The following is a 1928-nucleotide window of genomic DNA, read 5'->3' as shown; positions in this document are numbered from 1 at the left end:
CACCAGCTCCAGCAGCAGCTGCCGCGCCGCGGGCCGCCGCGCCGGGTCGGGGTGGATGGCCGCCGCGACGAGCCGGTCGAGCGGCGCCGGCAGCCCGCGCAGGTCGGGCGGCGCCTGCCGGGCCCTGGCCGCCATCACGTACGCGTCACCCTCGCCGAACGGATGCCCGCCCAGCCCCGCGTACGCGATCAGCGACCCCCACGCGAACACGTCGCCCGCCGGGCTCGTGCGCCCCTCGAAGACCTGCTCGGGAGCGATCCAGCCGGGCGTACCCATCACCATGCCGGCGTTGGTGTGCCGCTGGTCGACGTGGGTCGAGCGGGCCAGCCCGAAGTCGATCACCCGCGGCCCGGCCAGCGTCAGCATCACGTTGGCCGGTTTGAGGTCACGGTGCACCAGCCCCGCCGCGTGGATCGCGGTCAGCGCCGCCGCCACGCCCACGGCCGCCGCGTGCAGCACCGACGGCGACAGAGCGCCGTGCTCGATCAGGTGGTCTTCGAGCGAGATGCCGTCGATGTACTCGGTGACGAGGTAGAGGACGCCGCGGTCCTCGCCGTGGTCGAGCACCCGCGCCGTGCAGAACGAGGCCACCTTGCGGGCGTTGGACACCTCTTCGTGGAAACGGGCGCGGTAGACGGGGTCGGCGGTGAAGTCACGCCGGATGGCCTTGAGCGCCACCCGGGAACCGTCGGGCGCCTTGGCGAGGTAGACGACCCCCATGCCGCCGGAGCCAAGACGGCTGACCAGCTCGTACGGGCCGATCGCCGGCGGATCCTCCGGCTGGAGCGGAGTGCCTGCGGAGCGCCCCAACGTCGCCGTCCTCTCGCCGTCGTCATGCCGTCTCAACCCGAAACCGTTCCTCCCGCCGGTTCGTCGCGTGAGAACCGAACCGTTCCGCCGCCCGGCATCCCGTTTGTACCCCAGACTCTAACGGAGGTCGGCACTGTCCGTTGGACACTAGCGAGGAGCCGAATCCCGCCGCGGCGGGCGCATCCGGACCCGCAGCCGCGACACGTCGATCACGCGCGGCAGCGGCCGGTGGGCCGACAGCAGCCGCCCGGCCGGCATGGGCCGGGCCTCCCGCAGCATGGCGCCCAGGAAGGCCGTGCCGACCGCGAGGGTCAGCCGCACGCCGTCGCAGTCGGGCAGCGCCCACCACTCGTCCGCCGCGGTGCCGTCCAGCCAGATCTCGGGGGAGAACGTGTCGGCGTACGGCAGGCGCGGGCTGCGCGTGTGGGCGGCGAGCGGCACGACGACGGTGGTGCCGGCGGGCAGGGCGGTGCCGTACCAGTCGGTGGCGGTGACGGTGATACGCGACAACGCAGGCAGCGGCGGCCACAGGCGCAGCCCCTCGCGCAGGCAGGCGCGCAGGTGACCGGAGTCGGCGCGGGCCGCCCTGCGGTGGGCCGGGTGCGCGGCGAGCAGCGCCAGCGTCTGCGTCAGCCCGGCCGCGGTGCAGCTCAGCCCCATCAGCCAGAACGCCGCCTGCATCAGCCCGCGCGACTCCGGCTGCGGCGTCTCGGCGATGAGCCCGGCGAGGCTGCCCGGCTCGGCCCGGCGCAGGTGGTCGATGATGCGGGCGTCGTAGCGGCCCGACAGGATCTCCCTGCGGCGCTGCGCCCGCCGCCCGGACACCCGCCGCCGCCCGGCCCGCATGACGCCCTCCAGCAGCCGGGTGAGCTCCACGTCGTCGGCCGCGCCGTCGCCGTAGACGCAGCGCCTGGCCACCCGCTGCCAGGCGGCGTCCACTTGCGCGTGGTCGAGCGTCCCGCGGGTCAGCCCGGCGGCCTCCTGCTCCGCGACCCGGATGAACGCCGGGCGCAGCACGTCGGTCGGCAGCGAGAAGGGCCGCTCGTCCACGGCAGGGAGGAAGGCGGTCTCCCGGCCGCACAGCGCGCGTACGGCGTCGCGCTTGGACAGCACCAGCA

Annotated in this window: 2 protein-coding genes; both read right to left on the bottom strand. The window is 74.9% G+C overall.

The window, feature by feature from the left end; genetic code table 11:
* A partial coding sequence (locus E1286_RS47085; RefSeq protein WP_132623906.1) for a serine/threonine-protein kinase occupies positions 1 to 810 on the bottom strand: 810 nt, incomplete at its 3' end.
* Positions 811 to 957: 147 nt separating this feature from the next.
* Positions 958 to 1928, bottom strand: a 971-nt coding sequence (locus tag E1286_RS47080) for a cytochrome P450 (protein WP_132623904.1), incomplete at its 5' end; no start/stop codon positions are given.

The sequence above is a fragment of the Nonomuraea terrae genome, from assembly GCF_004348995.1.
GTDB lineage: Bacteria > Actinomycetota > Actinomycetes > Streptosporangiales > Streptosporangiaceae > Nonomuraea > Nonomuraea terrae.
The sequence above is the reverse complement of the archived record's forward strand: the minus strand, read 5'-3'. Positions and strand labels throughout refer to the sequence as shown.